21 protein-coding genes are annotated in these 22,653 nt (G+C 56.7%); 3 read left to right on the top strand and 18 right to left on the bottom strand.

Going from position 1 to position 22,653, the window contains the following annotated elements; genetic code table 11:
• Window positions 1-72: 72 nt before the first annotated feature.
• The 3 genes from F3J37_RS07920 to F3J37_RS07910 form a co-directional block, all read right to left on the bottom strand.
• Entirely contained in the window at window positions 73-261 is a 189-nt protein-coding gene (locus tag F3J37_RS07920) for a hypothetical protein (RefSeq protein ID WP_058961818.1), read from the bottom strand.
• Between the two features lie 425 nt (window positions 262-686).
• Window positions 687-2,417, bottom strand: a complete 1,731-nt coding sequence (locus F3J37_RS07915) for a penicillin-binding transpeptidase domain-containing protein (protein ID WP_034823153.1) — start codon at window positions 2,415-2,417, stop codon at window positions 687-689.
• A 286-nt stretch (window positions 2,418-2,703) separates the two neighbouring features.
• Entirely contained in the window at window positions 2,704-4,965 is a 2,262-nt protein-coding gene (locus F3J37_RS07910) for a molybdopterin-dependent oxidoreductase (RefSeq protein ID WP_166932895.1), read from the bottom strand.
• A gap of 196 nt (window positions 4,966-5,161) precedes the next feature.
• Between F3J37_RS07910 and galR the strand changes: the two genes are divergently transcribed.
• On the top strand, window positions 5,162-6,163 hold the full coding sequence (gene galR / locus F3J37_RS07905) for an HTH-type transcriptional regulator GalR (RefSeq protein WP_034823157.1): 1,002 nt from the start codon (window positions 5,162-5,164) through the stop codon (window positions 6,161-6,163).
• Window positions 6,164-6,192: 29 nt separating this feature from the next.
• On the opposite strand, the gene F3J37_RS07900 is transcribed toward galR, so the two are convergent.
• Window positions 6,193-6,645: a GNAT family N-acetyltransferase gene (locus tag F3J37_RS07900; RefSeq protein WP_166932893.1), complete on the bottom strand. Its 453-nt coding sequence runs from the start codon at window positions 6,643-6,645 to the stop codon at window positions 6,193-6,195.
• A complete protein-coding gene (gene lysA, locus F3J37_RS07895; protein ID WP_166932892.1) occupies window positions 6,642-7,895 on the bottom strand; it encodes a diaminopimelate decarboxylase in 1,254 nt (417 codons plus the stop codon). The genes F3J37_RS07900 and lysA overlap by 4 nt, the downstream gene beginning before the upstream one ends.
• A gap of 108 nt (window positions 7,896-8,003) precedes the next feature.
• On the opposite strand from lysA, the gene F3J37_RS07890 reads away from it, so the two are divergent.
• A complete protein-coding gene (locus F3J37_RS07890) occupies window positions 8,004-8,924 on the top strand; it encodes a LysR family transcriptional regulator (RefSeq protein ID WP_160868307.1) in 921 nt (306 codons plus the stop codon).
• Here the strand turns inward: F3J37_RS07890 and F3J37_RS07885 are convergent.
• Window positions 8,921-10,084: an MFS transporter gene (locus tag F3J37_RS07885; protein ID WP_058961822.1), complete on the bottom strand. Its 1,164-nt coding sequence runs from the start codon at window positions 10,082-10,084 to the stop codon at window positions 8,921-8,923. The genes F3J37_RS07890 and F3J37_RS07885 overlap by 4 nt on opposite strands.
• Before the next feature lie 363 nt (window positions 10,085-10,447).
• Between F3J37_RS07885 and F3J37_RS07880 the strand changes: the two genes are divergently transcribed.
• Complete coding sequence (locus F3J37_RS07880; RefSeq protein WP_160868305.1) at window positions 10,448-11,074, top strand: trypsin-like peptidase domain-containing protein; 627 nt, start codon at window positions 10,448-10,450, stop codon at window positions 11,072-11,074.
• On the opposite strand, the gene F3J37_RS07875 is transcribed toward F3J37_RS07880, so the two are convergent.
• The 12 genes from F3J37_RS07875 to xerD all read right to left on the bottom strand — a co-directional run bounded on the left by F3J37_RS07875 (window position 11,075) and on the right by xerD (window position 22,586).
• Window positions 11,075-11,746 carry a DUF1989 domain-containing protein gene (locus tag F3J37_RS07875; protein WP_160868304.1) on the bottom strand — a complete coding sequence of 224 codons (672 nt, stop codon included), beginning with the start codon at window positions 11,744-11,746 and terminating at the stop codon, window positions 11,075-11,077.
• Between the two features lie 13 nt (window positions 11,747-11,759).
• Window positions 11,760-12,425, bottom strand: a complete 666-nt coding sequence (locus tag F3J37_RS07870) for an amino acid ABC transporter permease (protein WP_034823167.1) — start codon at window positions 12,423-12,425, stop codon at window positions 11,760-11,762.
• Window positions 12,425-13,075 carry an amino acid ABC transporter permease gene (locus tag F3J37_RS07865; protein WP_034823169.1) on the bottom strand — a complete coding sequence of 217 codons (651 nt, stop codon included), beginning with the start codon at window positions 13,073-13,075 and terminating at the stop codon, window positions 12,425-12,427. The genes F3J37_RS07870 and F3J37_RS07865 overlap by 1 nt, the downstream gene beginning before the upstream one ends.
• A 3-nt stretch (window positions 13,076-13,078) precedes the next feature.
• Window positions 13,079-13,726 carry an urea carboxylase-associated family protein gene (locus F3J37_RS07860; protein ID WP_166932890.1) on the bottom strand — a complete coding sequence of 216 codons (648 nt, stop codon included), beginning with the start codon at window positions 13,724-13,726 and terminating at the stop codon, window positions 13,079-13,081.
• Window positions 13,710-14,342, bottom strand: coding sequence for a DUF1989 domain-containing protein (locus F3J37_RS07855; RefSeq protein ID WP_097118015.1), 633 nt, complete (start codon window positions 14,340-14,342; stop codon window positions 13,710-13,712). Before F3J37_RS07855 ends, F3J37_RS07860 begins: the two co-directional genes overlap by 17 nt.
• Before the next feature lie 2 nt (window positions 14,343-14,344).
• Window positions 14,345-15,181, bottom strand: a complete 837-nt coding sequence (locus F3J37_RS07850; protein WP_034823173.1) for a transporter substrate-binding domain-containing protein — start codon at window positions 15,179-15,181, stop codon at window positions 14,345-14,347.
• Between the two features lie 252 nt (window positions 15,182-15,433).
• Entirely contained in the window at window positions 15,434-16,285 is an 852-nt protein-coding gene (locus tag F3J37_RS07845; RefSeq protein WP_097118017.1) for a MurR/RpiR family transcriptional regulator, read from the bottom strand.
• Window positions 16,286-16,471: 186 nt separating this feature from the next.
• The gene (gene lysS, locus F3J37_RS07840; RefSeq protein WP_166932888.1) at window positions 16,472-17,992 is read right to left on the bottom strand and encodes a lysine--tRNA ligase; all 1,521 of its coding nucleotides are present in this window, start codon (window positions 17,990-17,992) and stop codon (window positions 16,472-16,474) included.
• A 9-nt stretch (window positions 17,993-18,001) separates the two neighbouring features.
• Window positions 18,002-19,100 (bottom strand): peptide chain release factor 2 gene (gene prfB, locus F3J37_RS07835; protein ID WP_097118019.1). Its coding sequence is split into 2 segments (ribosomal slippage): window positions 18,002-19,024 and window positions 19,026-19,100, totalling 1,098 coding nucleotides; the frame shifts between segments, so codons are not numbered across the junction.
• Window positions 19,101-19,222: 122 nt separating this feature from the next.
• Window positions 19,223-20,947, bottom strand: coding sequence for a single-stranded-DNA-specific exonuclease RecJ (gene recJ, locus F3J37_RS07830; RefSeq protein ID WP_166932887.1), 1,725 nt, complete (start codon window positions 20,945-20,947; stop codon window positions 19,223-19,225).
• Between the two features lie 9 nt (window positions 20,948-20,956).
• Window positions 20,957-21,670 (bottom strand): bifunctional protein-disulfide isomerase/oxidoreductase DsbC, encoded by a 714-nt coding sequence (gene dsbC / locus F3J37_RS07825; RefSeq protein ID WP_166932885.1) that lies wholly within the window; start codon window positions 21,668-21,670, stop codon window positions 20,957-20,959.
• Between the two features lie 22 nt (window positions 21,671-21,692).
• On the bottom strand, window positions 21,693-22,586 hold the full coding sequence (gene xerD, locus F3J37_RS07820; protein ID WP_034823182.1) for a site-specific tyrosine recombinase XerD: 894 nt from the start codon (window positions 22,584-22,586) through the stop codon (window positions 21,693-21,695).
• Window positions 22,587-22,653 lie beyond the last annotated feature (67 nt).

The raw sequence follows: 22,653 nt of genomic DNA, 5'->3' as shown, positions 1-22,653 counted from the left end.
ACCTTTCGTGCCATAAATGGCTGTGAAAATTAGCTTTTTGCGGGTTTTTTACCGCCATGCAGAGCAACAGATTTACCCTTTCGGCTCGATCCCGCGACGGCGCAGTTCGCGACGCGCCAAATCTTTCAACCAGCACGATAGCGTGATGTTTTCATCTTCGGTGACTTCGCGCAGTTGGTCATGCAACTCCGGATGAATGCGTAACTGAAACGCCGTGGAGCGGCCCTCGCCTTTTGGCGTTCGGTCTTTGGTTTTTGGCATCGGGTCACACCTCAACGAATGGCAATAAAAAACGCCCCAAAGCCGCGCTACCAACACGGCAAGGGGCTGGCGAACCGAAATGGAATGCGGCATCGCGGTGCGTTACATACAGGTTACACGGCAAGATATTTTTATGTTGGCGGGGAAGTGTTAAGACTCAGACAAGAGGTGTGAGCGAGTTCGCTGAGTGCTGAATTTCAGGCAAAAAAAACCCACGCATCCGCGTGGGTCGGTGCAACCGAACAGGGTGAATACCTGAAGACAGGTATTGCTGCCGCAGCAGCCGATCTTCACACCAATCAATACCTCTGGGACTTTTATCGTCGCCGAAAGTGGTGTGAGAAAACAGCCGCAAATCGCAACGGAGTTCGGCGAAATGCAACGAGGTGTGAAAAGCACCTCACGGCAGTTACATCCTGATTTTACTAAGATTTATCCGAAGTCGGTTTGCTGTAAATGGCGTCAGGCGCAATGTTCATATGCTTCAACACCGGCCCCATAATGCTGCCGAAAATCGGCGCCGCTACCGAACCACCAAAGTGATCGCCCGCTGTCGGATGGTTGACCATCACCACCAGCGCCACCTCAGGATGGCTGGCAGGAGCAATACCGGCGGTGTAGTTAACGTAACCGCCATCGTACTTCCCGCTGGTGCCCATTTTCTCTGCGGTACCGGTTTTGGTCGCCAGACGGTAACCCGGCACAGCGGCTTTGACGCCGGTACCGCCAGGCAATACGTCACTCTCCAGCATGTGCACCACGGTTTGCACGATTTGCGGATCGGCCACCTGCTTGCCCAACACCGGCGGTGTTACTTTGGTAATCGACAGTGGACGATATACGCCGTAAGAACCAAGCGTGGCGTATTCACGGGCGATTTGCAGCGGTGTGACACGCAGGCCGTAGCCAAAGGCAAAGGTGGCACGTTCAATATCCGCCCAGCGTTCACGGTGCAGCGGGAAGTAGCCCACGCTCTCGCCGGTTAACCCGAGTCCGGTCGGCTTACCCAGGCCAAACGCCTGATAGGTGTTCACCAGCGCTTCAGCAGGCATCGCCAGCGCAATGTGCGATACGCCGATATCACTCGATTTCTGCAAAATGCCCGTCATGGTCAGGCGCGGCCAGTGGCCGACGTCACGAATCAAGTGGCCGTTAACGCTGTAGGGTGTGGTATCAATCACCGAGTCAGCACGCACCAGATGACGCTCCAGCCCTTCCATCACCACCAGCGGTTTCACCGTTGAGCCGGGTTCGTAGCTGTCATTGATCGCCGTGTTGCGCATCTGTGCAGGCGTGGCGTTATCGAAGTTGTTGGGGTTGAACGAAGGATAGGAAGCCATCGCCAGGATCTCGCCCGTATCAATCTTGATCAGCACTGCCGCACCGGAATCCGCTTTATTCAGCAACACACCATCGCGCAGTTTGCTGTAGAGGGTGAACTGGTCAAACTTATCAATACTCAGCTGTACCGTTGGCGGCTGCTTCGGCGGCTCGTAATCCAGCATCGCCACGATATTGCCCTCTTTGTCCTGACGATAAACCTCTTTGCCCGGCTCACCTTGCAGCACGTGGTCGAAACCTTTCTCCAGACCGTTCAGGCCATTGCTGTCAGCACCGACAATGCCAATCAACGGCGCAGCGGCTTCACTCATTGGATAGAAGCGGCTGTCGTTGTATACCGAGCTGATGCCCTTGAGATGGAGTTCGGCGATGTCTTTGGCGATGCCTAGTTCGATTTTACGGCCAAGATAGAGGAAGCGTTTTTTCGGGTTCGCGGTGATCTGCTCACGCAACTCTTCCGGACGTAAGTTCAGCGCCGAGGCAAGATAGGTCCATTTGGCGTTGGTAAAGTCGGGATTGGCTTCCAGCACGCGCATCGGGTCGGCGATGATATCGCGCGCCGGTACGCTCAGTGCCAGTGCCTGGCCATCACGATCCAGTAAGGTGCCACGGTTGGTGGGCAAGGTGACGGTGCGCAGTGAACGCTGATCGGCCTCGTGCTCCAGCATCGGATGCTTAATCAGTTGCAGGTCACCGACGAAGATCAGCAGCAACACCATGCAGCTGAAGACACCCAGACAAATCAGGCGAAAACGAAACGGGTTAAATGGGGCTTTGATCTGGTCTTTTCCCAGAAGTTTTTTTATACGGGGCATAGCATTCCGCTGCAATAAACAGTTTTTTCAAGCTTGTTATCCGCAGTTATAAAGAAAGGTAAAGCGAGTTGACAGGAAAACTGTGTTTCAGTTCGTTAGCGGGAACGACAGGCAAAAAAAACCTGCGCATCTGCGCAGGTCGGTGTAATCAAGAAAACTTTTTGATGTTCACCCATCAATACCTCTGGGACCCTGACTGTAGCAAGGTGGCATGACGGTTCTCCATCTCTCAAACGCAACAGTTACCCGCAAAATGTAACCAGCGGTGAGATTGTTAGCACCCCATTCACATCAGGTGTTTTTTGATTTCCACCAGGCAACTCATGGCGTTAGGGCCTTGCGTCAGTGACGAGGTGCCGATATCCAGCGTAAGTACATTGGGGTTACCGGCACGGTCCCACGGCTGCCAGGTGCGGCCGAATCCGGGATCAAACCAGGCGCCAGTGGAGATAATCACCACCCCTGGCGTTAAGCCATCGGTCAGACGCACACCGGCCAGCATACGGCCACGCGCATTACTGACTTCGATTTCGTCGCCATCCACAATCCCACGCGCACTGGCGTCCTGCGGATGCATATATAAGGTTTCACGCCCGGCCGTTTTATTCGCTTGCACCGTGGCAGTCGCGTCCATCTGGCTGTGCAGCCGATCCGAGGGCTGAATCGAGATCATATGCAGCGGGAAATCCCCGCTCAGCGGTGCGCCCAACCACTCCTGCGGCTCACGCCACTCGGGATGTCCGGCAAAATCTTCCAGTTGATAATCGGCGATGGTCTGACAGAACAGCTCGATTTTACCACTGGCGGTCTGGATCGGATGGGCCTGCGGGTTAGCACGGAAATCATCCATAAACACATACGGCTTGCCACCTTCCGGGATCTCAACGAAACCACGCTCCCAGAATTCACCAAACTCCGGGAAGTGGATATCTTTGCGCGCGTGCGCCACCGCACACTGCTGATACAGGTGTTCAATCCACTGCATCTCGTTGCGCCCTTCGGTAAACAGATCGCGGTAGCCAAGTCGATCGGCGATATCCGCAAAGATATCGAAGTCATGACGCGCCTGATGCTGCGGTTTCACCGCCTGATGCATCGCAAACACAAAACGATCGCGTGAAGATCCGCCGATGTCGTTGCGCTCCAGCGTGGTGGTGGCGGGTAACACGATATCCGCCATCTGCGTCGCCGGGGTCCAGACGATATCCTGCACGATAACGGTATCCGGGCGCTGCCAGCCTTCCACCAGGCGGTTAAGCTGCTGATGGTGGTGGAACGGATTACCGCCCGCCCAGTGCACCAGATGGATATCGGGATAGTGCAAGGTTTCGCCCTGGAAATGGTAAGGCTGGCCGGGATTGAGCAGCATATCGCTGATGCGCGCGACCGGAATCGAGAAGTTGCCGGGATTCGGCCCGGTGCTCATCATCGGCGCGGGCCCTTCCTGACGCGGGTTGCCGACGCTGTTCATCGACCCATGACCAAACGAGAAGCCGCCGCCCGGCAAGCCCGGCTGACCAAGCATTGAAGAGAGCGCAATCATCATCCAGTACGGCTGCTCACCGCGATGGGCACGCTGTACCGAATAAGAACAAGTGATAAAGCTGCGTTTGCCAATCAGCTGCTGTGCCAGCATCGCGATACGCGCCGCCGGAATGCCGGTGATGGCACTCGCCCACTCCGGCGTTTTGGCGATGCCGTCGCTTTCGCCCAGCAGATATTCACGTAACTGCTGCCAGCCGGTGCAATGGCTGACGAGGAAACTTTCGTCCAGCGCGTTACGGCGGGTGATTTCGAAGCCAAGCGCCAGCATCAACGCCACATCGGTATTCGGGCGAATCGGAATCCACTCGGCATTCACAAACGCCGGGCAGTCATCGCGCATTGGGCTGATGTTGATGATCGGCGTGCCTTTGGCGCTCAGCTGCTCCAGCGCCGGTTTCAGGCTGTGCTGTCCGGCACCGCCCGACGCCACCTGGGCATTTTTCAGCGCCAGACCACCGAAGGCGATAAAGATGTCGGCATGCTCCACCACGCTCGGCCAGTCGGTGACGCGGCCGGTGAGCGGCATATAGGTGCCAATTACGTAAGGCAGGAAGAACTGCGCGGCGCCCCAGCTGTAGTTGCCCTGCTGATCCACCCCGCCGCCTCCCTGAAAATAGAAACGACGGATCAGGGTGCGCGCATGGTTAACGCGCCCCGCCGAAGACCAGCCATAGGAGCCGTTGAAAATCCCTGACGCGCCGTAGCGATCGCGCACGCGGCGATTCTCTTCTGCCACCAGATCCAGCGCGGTATCCCAATCAACCGCAACAAAATCTTCACGTCCACGCAGGGTGCGATCGCTGTTTTCGCGCGACTTCAACCACGAACGGCGCACCATCGGCTGGCGAATACGCTTATCCGAATAGACCAGTTCGGGGATGGTATTGAGCATCGGCGACGGATCGGCATCGGCGAAAAAGGGTTCACAGCCAATCAGGCGATCATTTTCGGTGACGGCGGTAAATGCGCCCCAGTGCGCCAGGTGTGGCACGCGTGTTTTCATGGTCATTGGGTCCGGCAGACAGGTCTGAATCGTGCTGGCAGCATACCATGCCGCCCTGACGCGCTGAAGTCTGGCTGTGAGCGCCTGATTTTCCGCACTTTTGCGACAGCGCTGGCATTCTCGCGGGTTGCTACAGGTACTGTTTTCCGTAACACTGATGGGATGTGTAAACGTTTTCCCGGATGCAAGTAACCGCATGGCTACCATTAAGGATGTTGCCCGCATGGCTGGGGTATCGGTCGCGACCGTTTCCCGCGTCATCAATAATTCGCCCAAAGCCAGCGAGAGTTCACGCCTCGCCGTGACCCAGGCAATGGAGCAGTTGCAGTATCACCCGAACGCCAATGCACGCGCGCTGGCGCAGCAATCCACCGAAACCCTGGGTCTGGTGGTGGGTGACGTTTCCGATCCGTTTTTCGGCGCGATGGTGAAAGCGGTCGATGAAGTCGCCGGTGCCACCGGCAACTTCCTGCTGATTGGTAACGGTTACCACATTGAGCAAAAAGAGCGTCAGGCGATTGAGCAACTGATGCGTCATCGCTGTGATGCGCTGGTAGTACACGCCAAGAAAATTCCTGATGCCGACCTGGAAGTGCTGATGAAGCAAGTGCCGGGCATGGTGCTGCTCAACCGACTGCTGAAAGGCTTTGAATCGCGCTGCATCGCGCTGGATGACCGTTACGGTGCCTGGCTGGCAACGCGCCATCTGATTCAGCAAGGTCATACGCAAATCGCCTTTATCTGCTCGACCCACCCTATTTCTGACTCCGAAGACCGCCTGCAAGGTTACTACGACGCGTTGAAAGAGCACGGCTTGCCGTCCAACGACCGCTTAGTGGCGTGGGGCGAGCCGGACGAAGTCGGGGGTGAACAAGCGATGACGGAATTGCTGGGGCGCGGTAAGCAGTTCACAGCGGTGGCCTGTTACAACGACTCCATGGCGGCTGGCGCGCTGGCGGTGTTGAGTGATAACGGCATTCGCGTGCCGGAAGAGATGTCGCTGATTGGTTTTGATGATGTGCTGGTCTCACGCTATGTGCGTCCACGTTTGACCACGGTGCGTTATCCGATTGTCACCATGGCGCAGCAGGCGGCACAGCTGGCGCTGGCGTTAGCCAACGGCACGGAAATGCCGGAGGTGACCAATATGTTTAGCCCGACGCTGGTGAGAAGGCATTCGGTGAGCGGACCGGGTTGATTTCCAGGTGCGCATCAATGCGCACCGGGTCACAAATCCTGCGAATAGACCTTCACCCGCACATCCGGGAACTCCAGCGCATCACACTGATACTGCCAGCCAAAGCGCTCGTAGTAGCCGCCGAACGTTGACCACAGCCACAGCTTTTCATGCCCGCGCTTGCGGGCATAATTCAACACATGCTGCTGCAGCGCTTCACTCAGGCCATTGCCGCGCGCATGTTCATCCACATACAGCGCGGCGATCCACGGATAGAGATCCTGACGGCTGATGAGATCACAGCGCCAGAATCCCACCGTGCCCAACGGCACATCGCCATCCAGCGCCACAAAGGTCACCGGATACTCGGCACCGTTCAGGCTGCTGCGCACAATGCTGTCGTAAAACTCGCGCGACGTCCCTGCACCAAACGCCTGCCACAGCCAGTCGGTGATATGACTGGCGTGATGTGGGACTTCACTGAGTGGAACAATGTTGATCACATCAGCTCCAGCGCCAGCAGCTCCTGAATAGTCTGCGCACGACGAATTTCACGCGGAGCGCCATTCTCAAACAGCACTTCCGGAATCAGCGGACGGCTGTTGTAGTTGGAAGACATCGAAGCGCCGTATGCGCCGGTATCGTGGAACACCAGATAATCGCCGACCTGAGCCGCAGGCAGTGCACGCGTTTCGACTTTACCGCCTTCCAGCTGGGTGAACACATCGCCAGACTCGCACAGCGGCCCCGCCACCACGCTCTCCACCGTTGCATCACTCAATGCACGACCATCAGCTGGCAGCACAGAAATGTGGTGATAGCTGCCGTACATCGATGGACGCATCAGATCGCTGAAACCGGCATCCACCAGCACAAAGTGACGGCTGCCCATCTCCTTAACCGCACGCACCTGCGACACCAGCACGCCAGACTCCGCCACCAGGAAACGACCCGGTTCGATCTCCAGTTTCACCGCATGACCAAGATGCGCCGCAATGCGGTCACGTGCGCCACTCCACAAACCGAAATAGTGTTGGGTATCAATGGCTTCTTCGCCGAAGCGGTAAGGAATCGACAAGCCACCACCGGCTGAAATCGCTTCCAGATCCTGACCAAATTCGATGACCTGATCGACCATCGCGTCACACACCTGCTGCAGGTGACCGTAATCGACACCGGAACCGATGTGCATATGCAGACCCACTAATGTCAGGCCGTGCTGCTGAATCGCTGCCAGCGCCAGCGGCAGATCGCTATGCCAGATGCCATGCTTGCTGTTCTCGCCACCGGTATTGGTTTTTTGACTGTGCCCATGACCAAAACCCGGGTTGATACGCAGCCACACTTTATGGCCCGCAGAGACCGCGCCAAGCTGATGCAGCATATCCACAGAACCGGCGTTGACCGGCACTTTCAATTCCGCGATACGCGCCAGGGTTGGCTGATCAAAAACGTCAGCGGTGAAGACAATATCTTCGCCGCCCGGCTGGAAACCGGCGGCCAGCGCGCGCTCAATTTCACCCAGGGAAACGGAATCGACCTTCACGCCTGCGGCACGCATCAGGCGCAGAATATGAATGTTGGAGCAGGCTTTCTGGGCAAAACGCACCACGTCAAACGCGCTCAACTGCGCAATACGCTGCTGAATGATGGCGGCATCGTAGGCCCAGAATGGACCGGTATAACGCTGTGCCAGTGGCAGTAAATTAGCGGCGGTCAGGGCCGTTTCGGTGTTGTTCAGTGGACGTGGCATCTCAATTCTCCTGTGTCTTTGCCACTATTTAGCCACAGCCATTCAATTCAGAAAAATATCTGTTTTAGCGTCAGCTATACAAATATGATATGGACTAGCGGAGGAGCTATGGCAAAAATTAACTGGCGGCATATCGAAATTTTCCACGCGGTGATGACCAGCGGCAACCTGACGCAAGCCGCCGCGTTGTTGCACACCTCACAGCCAACCGTCAGCCGTGAGCTGGCGCGGCTGGAGCAGCAGCTGGGTCTGGAACTGTTTGAGCGAGTGCGTGGACGTTTGCAGCCCACGGTGCAGGGTTTACGGCTGTATGAAGAAGTTCAGCGATCCTGGTACGGCTTAGACCGCATCATGGATGCCGCCGAAGGTTTGCGTCAGTTCCGTCAGGGCGAGCTGTCGATTGCCTGTTTGCCGGTGTTCTCGCAGTCACTGCTGCCACCACTGCTGCAACCCTTTCTGCAACGCTATCCGCAGGTCAGCCTGAACATCATTCCGCAGGAGTCGCCGCTGCTGGAAGAGTGGCTGTCGGCACAGCGCTACGATCTGGGTCTGACCGAAACCCAGCATGCCCCGGCAGGCACCGAGCGCGTACCGCTGCTGACCTGCGATGAAGTGTGCGTGCTGCCGCCCAACCATCCGCTGTGCCAGCGTGAGGTGTTAACGCCGCAGGATTTTCAGGGGGAGAATTACGTCAGCTTGTCACGCAGTGATAGCTATCGTCAGCTGCTGGACTCGCTGTTCCATGAGCAACAGGTGGAGCGCCGTTTAGTGCTGGAAACGCACAGTGCGGCATCGGTATGCGCGATGGTGCGCGCCGGCGTGGGGATTTCGATTGTGAATCCGCTGACGGCACTGGACTATGCCGACAGCGGTGTGGTGATGCGCAGATTCAGTATTGCTGTGCCGTTCACCGTCAGTCTGGTGCGGCCACAGCATCGCCCGGCGTCAGCGCTGGTTGATCATTTCTGCGACCACCTGCAACAGCAGGTGGCCACCTTTACCCAACGCATTGCCGAGCGTCTGGTTTAAGCGCGTACCGTTTCGCCCTGCCCGCCTGATTTGCGGAAGGTGATCAGACAGATGACCAGACCGACCACCGCCAGTGCAGCGGCGGCGACCGGCACTGACGTCAGCCCGTAGCCTTTATCGATCACCGCGCCGCCCACCCAGGCACCGAGCGCATTACCAACGTTGAACGCAGAGATGTTCAGCGTGGAGACCAGGTTTGGAGCGTCTTTACCGTGGCGCACCACGTTAATCTGCAAGCCAGGCACGGTAGCGAAGGTCGCCATCGCCCACAGGAACAGCGTGATTTCCGCCAGCCACAGCGCGTGGCTGGTCCAGCTGAACAGCAGCGAGAAGACGGCGATCAGCACAAAGCTGAGGATCAGGCTGAAGGAAACTTTCCAGTCGGCCAGTTTGCCGCCGAGGATGTTACCGACGGTTAAGCCCGCGCCAATCAGGAACAGCGTCCAGCTCACGCCACGATCGGTGATGCCCGTGACCTGCAACAACAGCGGCGCGATATAGCTGAACAGCGCAAACATCGCAGCAGCAAAGAACACTGTCATCAGCAGCGACAGCCACAGTTTGCCATTTGCCAGCGCGCTGACTTCACTCGCCAGATGTACCGGTTTCTCTTCTTTGTTGGTTGGCAGACTGACAATCAAAGCGATAAAAGCGAGGATGCCGATGATCGCCACGCCCCAGAAGGTGGCACGCCAGCCAAACATCTGACCAAACCAGGTGCCGAGCGGCACACCCAGCACGTTGGCGAGGGTTAAGCCGGTGAACATCAGCGCCACCGCCGAGGCCTGACGGCTCGGTGCCACCAGACTCGCCGCCACTACCGCACCAATCCCGAAGAAGGCCCCGTGACAGAGTGCGGTGACCACGCGCGCCAGCATCAGCAGGTTGTAGGTGTACGCCAGCGCGCACAGCACGTTGCCGATGATGAAGATGATCATCAACAGAATCAGGGTTCGTTTACGCGGCAGCTTCGCCGTCAGCAACGCCATGATCGGTGCACCGATGGCTACGCCCAGTGCATAACCACTGATCAGCCATCCTGCTGAAGGAATCGTTACCTGCAGATCGCCCGCCACTTCCGGCAGTAATCCCATAATCACGAACTCCGTGGTGCCGATGGCGAACGCACTCAGCGCCAGCGCCAGTAATGCAACAGGCATAACACACTCTCCTAAAATGTTTTGCAGGCAGGCCGCACAACGAACGCCGTGCGGTTACAACGGACGCTTATAGATATTTGAACTGCGTCACATTCTGATTAAAGCACAGGCTTGGCAGCTCAACCAGCCTCTGCGCTGCAAGGCATCTTTGCTTGCAAAGCAATAATCCCTGCGCGGGAAAGTGACTGCAGCTGACCACTGAGACAGATGGCACTTTTCACGCTACGCTTGATTTAGCTGTGATCGTTGTCACAGCAATTCAGCTTTCGGCGAGAAATCAATCAGTAAAGGATGGGAGCGCATTGCCGATACCTCAACCAGTTACGCGGTGATGCGGTGTCAAACAATGCAGGGGGAACACCTATGCGATGGCTGATCGCACTGACAGTGGGTTGCCTGAGCGGCTGCTCCGTGGGGCACTATGAGTACAGCAAAGAAGCCGCAAAACGCGTCGATATGACCGTAACCGGCATTCCTACCGTGCTGGGCATTGGCGCGCTGGGCACCACCATTCCACTGACGCCTGAATACAGCTTAACGGCCGCGCACGTGGCGAAATACTCGATGTATCGGGTGAAAGCCTGGCATCCCGAGTGCGATATCGCCGTGGTGTACCACAAGAACACTGAACCCAATCTTCCCCCACCGTTCCGCAATAGCCATATCGGCGACAACGTCAATCTCTACGGTTACAGCTTTATCTCTGCCATGCCGGTGGCCTCAAGCGGCAAGAATTTGATCAACACCACACTGGCCAACGACTGGAATAAACCGAGTTGTGTGGTGGTCGCGGCGAATGCCGGTGTAGTGAAAGGCATGTCGGGTGGTGCGGTGTACAACGCCAGCGATGATACGCTGGCGGGGGTAATTGTCGGCTACAGCAGCGCGATTGACGACAATAAAAGTGGTAAGACCTTGTATAAGGATGTAGCGCTGTATGTGCCTTATTCGCGTTTTCAGGTGTGGCTGGATCAGGTCGTGAAATCGTAATTACGCTGGCACCCAGGCCCCTTTCAACTGCACCTGCGGGAAGCCGGCGGTCAGAATACGCAGTTCAGCGTCACGCGGAGTGTTGTCGCCCTGCCCCTGAATGCTGACGATATCCTGTGGGCAGGCGGAGAATGCCACGTAGCAATCCATCTCAGCGCGCAGCACAATGTAGTCGCCGGGCTTAGTCACCACCGGCAGCGTTTTCAACGTGATACCGTCCGGCTGCACCTGAATGTTCATAAAAATATTCAGTGACGCCAGATTACCGTGCGGCAGCTCGACACCTAATTCGCGCATGCCCTCAAACAGGTTATCGTGGCAGTTGCGGTGATACTCGGTGCAGCCCAGCAGCTCATAACGACGCGCATCGCAGGCCGCCATAAAGGAATCATGCACGCCGGGTGAGGTATCCGCCACCAGCGTCAGAATCGGGTGGCGCTGGCTGGTGATAAAGCTGTCACCGACTTTGGGATTAAGACGCTGATTCCACACGCGCGTCGCTTCCATACACATGTACTCAGTGACGTCTTCGGCGTTGTACGCCCAGCAATCCACTACCTGAGTGCCATGCAGATTGATCACCTGCACCGCTTCCCCTTTCTTCAGACGCACCGCTTTGCCGTAGCGCGCGGGAATGGTGATCGCTTCACGATGCTGATATTCAGCTGACATAGTGTTCTCCTGATTAATGCTGCATGCCGCGACGATAGCGCGTCATGCGAGATTCAAGGCCGCGTGCCAGCCAGTCGATCAGACTGTTGAGCAGCCAGTAACAAAGCGCCACCGTGAGATAGATCTCCAGCGGCGCGTAGGTATCTGAAATCGCCTGTTTGGCGGCGTACATAAACTCCTGCACCGAGACAATCGACAGCAGCGCCGAGTCTTTAATCAAACCAATCATCAGCCCGACCAGCGGCGATAGCATCTGCGGCAGGGTTTGCGGCAGCACCACATCCCGCAGCTGCTCGCTGCGGCTCAGGCCCAGCACGCGGCAAGCTTCCCACTGCCCCTTCGGCAATGCCTCTATTGCCGCACGAATAACCTGTGCGATATAGGGCGCGTAATAGAGCGTCAGGGCCAGCACGCCCACCACCGGCGATGACAGCGTGATGTCGTACTCTGGCAGCACAAAATAGAGCAGATAGATCACTACCAGCAGCGGCAGTGCGAGCGTTAAGCCGCTGTAGAGGTTGAGCAAGCGCAACCAGAACGGCGAAGCGCGCATTAGCAGTAATGCCATCAGCCCGCCCCACGCCAGCGAACAGAGTGCGGCGACAATGCACAGTTGCAGCGTGGCGATCATGCCGTCTCCCAGCGAAGGCAGGGAAGTGAGAATGGCTTGCCAATCCATCAGGCGATCCTCCGTTTAGCTTCCAGACGTCGGGCAGCGGCAATCAGCGGCATGGCGATCAGCAGATATCCAGCCGCCACCAGTAGCAGCACCTGCGTGGCTTCATAAGTGCGCGCAATCACAATCTGTCCGGCGTAAGTCAGTTCGGTCAGCGCCACCACCGAGGCCAGCGGCGTGGTTTTCAGCAGGATGGTGAACTCGTTAACCAGCATCGGCAGGCTGGCACGCATCACCTGCGGATTGATCACATACCACCAGGTTAAGAAGCGGCTGAGCCCCAACGTGCGTGCAGCTTCGAGCTGACCGCGCGTGACAAGTGAACGGTTCACGCGCAAAATCTCTGCCACGTAAGCACCGCTGTTAAGGCCGATGGCAATCACCGCGGCCAGCATTGGCTGACCGCCCAATCCCAAGCGCGGTAAGGTGAAAAACACCACGAACAGCTGCACGATGGCCGGTGTACCGCGCATCAGGCTGACATAGAGTCGGCCGATAGCGCGCCAGATCCAGGCACGGCGCAGTTGCAGGAAGCAGCCAAGCTGCCCCATCACCACGCTGACCAATGACGCCAGTACCGTGAGTACCAACGTCATCAGCAGGCCGTGTCCGAGTTCCGGCAGCGCGGCCACTACCTGTTGATCCAGCCCCATGCGTTACTCCGCGTTAAAGTCGTGCAGGTTTTCCGCCACCGACAGCAACAGCGGTGCCGGTTGATCGTTGCCCTCGATGCCGGTGTTGCAGGCCGAGACGATGAACTGCGTATCCATCACCACGCGACAGGTGATGCTGTCGCCTGCTTTGGTGAGGTTCGCCTCCGGCAGGATGTCGCCGGCTCGTGTCAGCTTGACGTGCATAAACAGGTTGATCGGGTCCGGCAGCTTCGGCACTTCCATGCCCAGGCGCGCCAGCTCGCCGCTCACCGCTTCCAAACAACCTTCACCCTGATACCCTTTTTCCGTCAGGAAGGCGCGGGTAGAGGCAGGCAGCAGCAGGTCGTGACGCTTCACGCTGTCTTTGCCCAGCACCATCATCGGACGGCGGCGGTTGTTCACCAGACGCATTCCGGAACCCAGCAGATAGCTGTTGCTGAAGACGCGAGTGTGATGCACCGACAGCCACACCGCCGGATCGGCGAGGCTGAAGCCAAACAGAGAAGCCACCGCGCCGTCGCCCTGCGCCGTGATGCGCAGCAACTGGCCGCGCAGCACCTTAATCGACCCGACGCTGCCCGGTTCCACCGTGACCGACTGAGCCAGCGTGCGCTCAGCGGTCTCTTCATAACTTTCACGCATTAACAGCATGATTCATCTCCTCTGCGTGAAACACGTCACTCACCACGATATCAATCGGCGTGACCTGTAAACCGTTGCCGGGAATGATGTCCTGCGGGCAGGACGATACCGAGCAAATCAGGTCGCACAGCGCTTCAAAGGTAATGCTGTCGCCTGCTTTGCTGTTGGGATCGGTCACTTCCATTCGGCCATCGGCGGTCACCGGACCGTTCTGGAACAGGTTGAACGGCTCAGGCAGCGAGAAGTACGTCACGCCAAAGGCTTTCATGCCCTCCAGCAGGTTGTCCACGCAGTTGCGATGGCCTTCGACGCCGAAATCGACACTAAAGCGGGTACGATCGCAGGCTGGCACGTTGGCATCGTGAATGCCGATGCTGTCCGCCAGAATCCGCAGCATCGGACGGTTTTCACTCGACCACAGCGCATCGCCGGGCTTGAAAAACAGCGAGCGTAGATGCTGGCGGGTATGCACCGGCGACAGCTTTTCGTTTAAATCATCGGCGTTAACGGCGACGAAATCCGCCGCCTGCTGCCCTTCACTGTCAATCACGGTAATAAACTGGCCCTTACGCACGCGGAAGGTTTTGCCATGGCCCGCAGGCACCGTCAGGTTGCACTGGCACATAATTACTCCTGGGGAATGAAATCGCTGGCGGGCACGGTAAAGGTGGTGCCGAGATACTGCTGCTGCAGTTTGGTCAGCTCGCCATCTTTCTGCATTGCCAGAATGTGGTCGCTAATGGCTTTGTTCAGGCTGCCGTCTTCTTTACGTGTCGCCCAGCCCATCCACTGCGATGGACCGACTTCACCCACCTGCGCCACTTTTCCGGCGTATTTTTTCGCGACCGGGGCCAGCACGGAGATGTCGTCATAAACGAAGTCCGCGCGTTTGGTCATCAGGGTGCTAACCGTCTGATCCAGCGAATCCACGTTGATGATAGTGATGGGTTTTTTACCCTCTTTTTTCAGCTGCTCGTTGAAGCCTTTCAGCAACTGCTCTGGCACGCTGGCGGTTTTTACCGCGCCACGCAGGCCAGACAGGCTCTCCGGGCTGAGCGTTTTGCCGCCGAAGGTGCTGGCTTCACTTTCACGTACCAGCACGCCGTTAACGGTTTTGCTATAAGGCACGGTGAACAGCACTTTCTTCGCGCGCTCGGCGGTGACGTTAAGAGAAGAACCTTCGGCGTTGAACGAGCCAGAGATCAGGCCCGGCAAAATGCCACTGAAGGCGGTTTTCTGAAACTCCAGTTTCACACCGAGATCTTTGGCGAAGGATTGCATGATCGCCACGCTATAGCCGGTGATCTCGCCTTTGTCGTCGGTGTATTCGTATGGAGGAAAGGTTGGATCGATACCAACGGTAATTTTGCCGCTGCTTTTGATGTCACTCAGGGTATCGGCTTGCGCCTGCGCCATGGTGCCAACGGAGAGAAGTGCGGCGATCAGCAGTGCTGTTTTTTTCATTGTGGTGTTTCCCTGGTGTTGGTGAAATGTCTTTTTCTACTGAGCATATTTTGTGCCAGTTTTTTCACCACCCAGCTAACACCTTTGGGGTAAAGAGGGTATTACTGAATAAAATCAGTTAGAAACAATTGTTTCTTTATTTTAAAAATTAGTTTCTCAGGTTTCATGGACGAGAAAATGGACTGCGAAGATGAGACGATAGTTGCACTTTTTTGGTGCGAATGCTGGCGCACGGCGCGCCAGAACGGGGCATTATTCGAGTTCGTCGAGGGATTGGTGCAAGGCTTCAACCTGCGCCAGATAATCATTGCTGGTTTTGCCCATTTGCCGGGCCACCAGTGAGCAGAGCAGATTGCATACGCCGGAGAGCGCGGCGGTGCTGTCGAACATCAGGCTGCTGTCGGTGTGGCAGCGCACCACCCACTGCGCGTGACGCGCTGGTTTGCCGGAGAGCACATCGGCGATATACAGCATCGGCACGTTGCGTTCTGCCAGCGCATTCATCGCCGCTTCCAGCGCAGGCATGCGACGACGCAGGCCAACACAAATCACCACATCCTGCTGATTCAGCGCCGCCAGATGCTCCGCCAGCGAATCGCCGGGACGCGGCAGCAAACGCACGTCAGGATGGATATGCACCAGATCGCGGTAAATCAGCTGGGCAATGGTCTGGCTGTGACGCCAGCCCATCACCACCACGCGGCGTGACTGCGCAATGGCGCTCACCGCCTGCTGCAGCTGTTCACTGTCGAGCGTGCGATAGCTGTTGACCAGATTAGCGATCTCTTTTTCCAGGTGCTGCTGCATGATGCTGGCCAGCGGTGATGCGGTTGGTACGGCCTGCAAATAGAGCGGTGAGCCGCTGCTCTGCATCTCACGCGCCTGCCGACGCGCGGCTTCATAGCTTTCGTAACCGAGATGACGGAAAAAACGCGTGGTGGTGGCTTTGGAAACGCCCGCGCTCTGTGCCAGTTCGGTGGCGGTATTCATCGCCAGCTGGCCAGGTGCCGCCAGCAGCACGTCAGCCAGACGCTGCTCGTGGCTGGAGAGTTGATCCCAGTGCTGTTGAATCCGGCCCTCTAACGTTGCCGCTTTTGCACTCATGGTGATTCCCTGAAAATAAAAAAACTATCCTGCACAGAGCGTGCCGGGTTGTCATCAGGAATTTTGCCAGGGGAATAGAAATGAAAATGCCGCCGGGTAAAAAGCAGCGCCATAAAAAAAGGCCACCATAATGGCGACCTCTAAGACTTACGGCAAAGTGCGCGGATTTATGCGCACCGTTTTGCCTTACTTACTGGTTGGACGCAGAGCCGGGAACAGGATCACGTCGCGGATGGTGTGGCTGTTGGTGAACAGCATCACCATACGGTCGATACCAATGCCGAGACCTGCGGTTGGCGGCAGGCCGTGCTCCAGTGCAGTGACGTAGTCTTCGTCATAGAACATCGCTTCGTCATCGCCTGCATCCTTCGCGTTAACCTGCTGCAGGAAACGCTCTGCCTGATCTTCTGCATCGTTCAGCTCGGAGAAGCCGTTACCGATTTCACGACCGCCGATGAAGAACTCAAAGCGGTCAGTGATTTCCGGGTTCTCGTCGTTACGACGTGCCAGCGGTGACACTTCAGCCGGGTATTCAGTGATGAAGGTTGGCTGAATCAGGTGTGCTTCTGCGGTCTCTTCGAAGATCTCAGTGACGACGCGGCCCAGACCCCAGCTCTTCTCTACTTTGATATGCAGCGATTTGGCAATCGCAACGGCTTTATCAAAGTCTTCCAGATCGTTCAGGTCGGTTTCCGGACGGTATTTCTTGATCGCTTCACGCATGGTGAGCTTCTCAAACGGTTTACCGAAATCGAAGGTGTGGTCACCATAAGGCACTTCAGTGGCGCCCAGCACATCCTGCGCCAGGGTGCGGAACAGGCTTTCGGTCAGCTCGATCAAATCTTTGTAATCCGCATACGCCATATAGAGTTCCATCATGGTGAACTCTGGGTTATGACGTGGCGAAATACCTTCGTTACGGAAGTTACGGTTGATCTCGAACACGCGATCGAAGCCGCCGACCACCAGACGCTTCAGGTACAGCTCTGGTGCAATACGCAGGTACATGTCGATGTCGAGCGCATTGTGATGGGTGATGAACGGACGGGCTGACGCGCCGCCAGGAATCACCTGCATCATTGGGGTTTCCACTTCCATAAAGTCGCGGTTAACCATGAACTGACGGATGCCGGCCATGATTTTAGAGCGCACTTTGAAAGTATTACGTGATTCGTCGTTAGAGATCAGATCGAGATAACGCTGACGGTAACGGGTTTCCTGATCGGCCAGGCCGTGGAATTTATCCGGCAGTGGACGCAGCGCTTTGGTCAGCAGACGCAGTTCCGTGATGTGGATCGACAGCTCGCCGGTTTTGGTCTTGAACAACTTACCGCGTGCGCCAAGGATATCGCCCAGATCCCACTTTTTGAACTGCTCGTTGTAGACGCCTTCTGGCAGATCGTCACGTGATACGTAGATCTGAATCTGGCCGCCAACATCCTGCAGGGTGGCAAAAGAGGCTTTACCCATGATGCGGCGGGTCATCATACGACCGGCCACGCTCACTTCAACGCCGAGCGCTTCCAGCTCTTCGTTCTCTTTTGCGTCATAGCCGGCGTGCAGCACATCAGACGTGGTATCGCGACGGAAATCGTTAGGAAACGCGATGCCCTTTTCACGCAGCGCGCTGAGTTTTTCGCGACGCGCTTTCAGTTCGTTGTTTAACTCAAGGGCGGCATCAGCGCTCTGCGGTTGTTGTTCAGACATGTCGGTTCCTTATAACCCTGCTTTTAAACTTGCTTCAATGAAGCGGTCGATGTCGCCATCCAGCACCGCCTGGGTGTTGCGCGTCTCTACGCCAGTGCGCAGATCTTTGATACGTGAATCGTCAAGTACGTATGAGCGAATCTGACTGCCCCAGCCAATGTCGGATTTGTTGTCTTCCGCGGCCTGCTTGTCAGCGTTTTTCTTCTGCATCTCATATTCGTACAGCTTCGCACGCAACTGCTTGAAAGCCTGATCTTTGTTTTTGTGCTGTGAACGGTCGTTCTGGCACTGCACCACAATGTTGGTCGGCAAGTGGGTAATACGCACCGCAGACTCGGTTTTGTTAACGTGCTGACCACCCGCACCCGAGGCGCGGTAAACGTCGATACGCAGATCGGCGGGATTGATGTCGATATCGATGTTGTCATCCACTTCCGGGTAGATAAACACCGAACTGAATGAGGTATGACGACGGCCGCCGGAGTCAAATGGACTCTTACGCACCAGGCGATGGACGCCAGTTTCGGTACGCAGCCAGCCAAACGCGTAGTCACCGATGATTTTAATGGTGGCGGATTTAGTACCGGCCACTTCACCATCTGACTCTTCAATGATTTCGGTTTTATAACCTTTGGCTTCTGCCCAACGCAGGTACATGCGCAGCAGCATACTGGCCCAGTCTTGCGCTTCGGTGCCGCCAGAACCGGCCTGAATATCCATGTAGCAGTCGGCGCTGTCATACTCGCCAGAGAACATGCGACGGAATTCGAGTTCGCCCAGCTTGGCTTCTAAACCATCCAGCTCGATAACGGCTTCGTTGAAGGTCTCTTCGTCGTCGGCTTCTACCGCCAGATCCAGCAAGCCCTGCACATCTTCCAGGCCCTGACGCATATGATCTAAGGTTTCTACTACCGCTTCCAGCGAAGCACGTTCTTTACCCAGCGCCTGCGCGCGTTCAGGTTCGTTCCAGACGTCAGGCTGTTCCAGCTCGGCGTTTACTTCTTCGAGGCGTTCTTTCTTGGCATCATAGTCAAAGATACCCCCTAAGAACGTCGCTGCGCTCGGTGAGGTCTTGAATACGATTTTTGACCGGATTAATTTCAAACATGGCTTTTCAGTCTTTTTTGACGATTCGGTGAAAGGGGATAAAAAGTAACGCGCTAGTTTACCCGAAACTGCGCGTACTTTGTAGCATTGCAGGTATGCGAGATAGCGCAACAGAATGCGCGGTTATACCGGCCAGATATGGTCGATAATCAGTTGAACCGAGCGGTTGCCACGGTATTCGTTGATATCGAGTTTGTAGGCTAGCTTCACCTGGCGCACGCTGGTATCCGGCCACAAGGTCGTATCAACGTTAAACGCGATGCCATCCAACAGTGGGCCGCCGCCCAGTGGCTCAATCATCACCTTGAGGTGGCGCTCGCCCACCAGCTTTTGTTGCAGCAATTTGAACTGGCCGTCGAACACTGGCTCCGGAAAAGCCTGGCCCCAGGGACCGGCTTCACGCAGCATTTCAGCGGTGTGCAGCGTGAACTCCTGCGCATGCAGTTCGCCATCGGACCAAATCACACCCTGCAGCGCCTCACCATCCAACCACTCGTCGATCAGCGCGGCGAAGCGTTCGCGGAACAGATCATACTTCTCGGTTTCCAGCGACAGGCCCGCCGCCATCGCGTGGCCGCCGAACTTAATCATCATGCCCGGATAGAGCGTGTCGAGACGCTCCAGTGCATCACGTAAGTGCAGCCCCGCAATCGAGCGGCCCGAGCCTTTAAGCGTGCCGTCGCCCGCTGGCGCGAAGGCGATGACCGGACGATGAAAACGCTCTTTGAGACGTGAGGCCAGAATGCCGACCACGCCCTGATGCCACTCGGGATGGTAGAACGCCAGGCCAAGCGGCAAATCGGTGTGCTGGCGCTCAAGCTCATCGCACAGCGCCAACGCCTCGCTTTTCATGCCCAGCTCAATCTCTTTGCGCGTCTGATTCAATGCATCAAGCTCATTCGCCAGCATGCGTGCCTGCGCGATATCTTCGGTAAGCAGGAGCGCCACGCCCACTGACATATCATCAAGACGGCCAGCAGCATTGAGACGTGGCCCGACAGCAAAACCGAGGTCGCTGGCCGCCAACTGACGCGCATCGCGGTTGGCGATCTCCAGCAGCGCGCGAATCCCCGCCCGGCATTTTCCAGCGCGGATGCGGCTCAAGCCCTGCCACACCAGAATGCGGTTATTGGCATCCAGCGGCACCACGTCAGCCACTGTACCTAGCGCCACCAGATCCAGCCACTCCGCCAGATTGGGCTCGTTTCGGCCATCACTAAACCAGTTCTGCAAACGCAGGTGTGCACGCAGCGCCAGCATCAGATAAAACGCCACGCCCACACCGGCCAACGACCGCGAAGGGAAGGCACTGTCATTGAGATTCGGGTTAACGATCGCTTCCGCTGCTGGCAACGTTTCGCCAGGCAAGTGGTGATCGGTGATCAGCACGGGAATACCGTGCTGATGGGCGGTTTCTACGCCTGCATGGGAAGAGATGCCGTTATCCACGGTGAGAATCATCTCCGCACCGCGCGCGCGCGCCTGCTCTACCACTTCAGGGCTCAGGCCGTAGCCATCTTCAAAGCGGTTCGGCACCAGATAATCGACATTGCCGCCCATGCTGCGCAGCGCTAAGACCGTTAACGCGGTGCTGGTTGCGCCATCGGCATCGAAATCACCGACCACGACAATACGGCGACCGGTTTCCAGCATCTGATGCAGTAAGGCTACCGCTTGATCGATGCCACCCAGGGTTTGCCACGGCAACAGATGTTTTGCACCACGCTCGAGCTCAGCGGCCTCTTTGACACCACGTTGCAGGTATAGGCGGCGCAGTAGCGGGGGTAAGGTATCAGGTAAGCTGGCGTCAGCCTGAATTTCACGCCGACGCAGTTCGACAGAATGCATCACTGTGGATTAACCGCCCCGCTTCTGGCCATCAAGAACCTGTTTCAGCTCCTGCGGGCCCTGATAGCCCGGGATCATCGCGCCGGTGTCGGTGAGAATCGCTGGGGTGCCCTGAATGCCATACAGGATGCCGAGTTGGTAATGCTTATCCAGATCAATCTTACAGGTCGCTGGTGCATCCATTTGCGGTACATCGCCTTTCATCGCGGCATCAAAGGCTTTGTTGCGATCGGCGCTGCACCAGATGGCACGCATGGCTTTTTCCACCTGGCCGTGCAAACCTTCACGCGGGAATGCCAGGTAACGAACGGTGATGCCCAGCGCATTGTAGTCGGCTATCTGCTCATGCAGCTTGTGGCAGTAGCCACAGGTGATATCGGTAAACACGGTAATCACATGCTGCTCTTTTGGCGCTTTGTAGACGATCATTTCCGGCGCCAGCGCGTTCATTTTTTTGTCCAGCAGTTGGTTAGTCACGTTCACCGGCTGTGCACCGCTGACATCGTACAGCGGGCCCTGAATCATGTGTTTACCATCTTCAGAGACGTACAGCACACCGCTCTCGGTCAGCACGGTTTTCATGCCTGGCAGCGGTGAAGGCTGAATCTCGGTCTGCTGCAAACCGAGTTTTTTCAGGGCTTGCTGAATCGCGCTGTCATCGGCATGAGCCAGACCGGCAAAGGCGCTGACCAGCAATGCCAGCATCGTTAACTGTTTTTTCATCTCAATTCCTTGTTGCCGCGGTTCAAGCACGCGGATGATGCTGTTGATGTAACTGACGCAGGCGCTCAGTTGCTACATGCGTATAAATTTGGGTGGTGGAGAGGTCGCTGTGTCCCAGCAACATCTGTACGACGCGCAAATCCGCACCGTGGTTCAGTAAATGTGTGGCAAATGCGTGACGAAGCACGTGTGGTGATAGCTTTTCGCTGTCGATACCGGCAAGGGTGGCATAGTGTTTGATGCGATGCCAGAAAGTCTGACGCGTCATTTGTTGCGCGCGGTTACTGGGGAACATCACATCCAGCGTTTGCCCATTCAACAACCACGGTCGACCGTGCGCCATATAGTGCTCCAGCCAGTAAATCGCTTCTTCACCTAATGGCACAAGTCGCTCTTTGTTACCTTTGCCGATCACGCGCACCACGCCCTGACGCAAACTGATGTCGCTGAGGGTTAAACCCACCAGCTCCGACACACGTAAACCGGTGGCATACAGCAGTTCCAGCATCGCTTTGTCACGTAGCTCAAGCGGCACATCAATACTCGGTGCCTGCAGCAGACGTTCTACCTGGTTTTCACTCAGGTCTTTAGGCAATCGCTGCGGCAGTTTGGGCGCGGAGAGTAGTGCGCTGGGGTCGTCACTGCGCAGCTTTTCGCGATAGAGGTATTGAAACAGGCGACGCATCGCGCTGAGCGTGCGCGCAGAACTGGTGGCCTTGTAGCCGCCTTCGACGCGTTCGGCGAGAAACTGCTGAAGATCGAGCGCTTCCAGCGTCAGCAGCGTGCGTTCGTGGTGGTGTAGCCAGCCGGTGAGCGTTTGCAAATCCTGGCGATAAGACGCAAGGGTATTTTGCGCCAGGTTACGCTCAATCCAGAGCGCATCCAGAAATTGTTCAATCAGATCGCTATCCTGCACGGTTCCCCCCAAACACGTGTGAAATCGTGCTCATTATGCCTGAAAGTCACCTGCTTCTGGTACAATT

This window comes from Candidatus Pantoea communis, from assembly GCF_011752685.1.
GTDB classification, from domain to species: domain Bacteria; phylum Pseudomonadota; class Gammaproteobacteria; order Enterobacterales; family Enterobacteriaceae; genus Pantoea; species Pantoea communis.
This window is presented reverse-complemented; position numbering and strand designations above follow the sequence as displayed.